1 protein-coding gene is annotated in these 278 nt (G+C 64.4%); it reads right to left on the reverse strand.

What is annotated here, in order from left to right; all coding sequences use genetic code 11:
• On the reverse strand, positions 1-195 hold a 195-nt coding region (locus tag VF724_RS21440), incomplete at its 3' end, for an acyl-CoA dehydrogenase family protein (protein ID WP_371756259.1).
• Between the last annotated feature and the right edge of the window lie 83 nt (positions 196-278).

Here is a 278-nt window from a genome sequence, read left to right on the forward strand (position 1 = left end):
CGGCGAAAGCAGCGTGTACTCGGTGGCGCGACGAGCCACGGCACGCATGGTTTCCACCTTTCGAGCCATCGTGCCGAGCCGGTACTGGACCATTTGATGGTCGGCGAGAAGCGCACCGCCCTGGCGCCGCTCGTGGACGTACTCGATTGCAAGCTCGAATGCTGCCCGGGCCATGCCCGTTGCCATCTGACCCATGCCAACGCCGGCTGTAGACCAGGTGCTTGCGTGACCACGCCAATATTCGTCCCCGGACGACACCGCATAGCGCAAGGGCACCT

Source organism: Ferviditalea candida, from assembly GCF_035282765.1.
Lineage (GTDB): Bacteria > Bacillota > Bacilli > Paenibacillales > KCTC-25726 > Ferviditalea > Ferviditalea candida.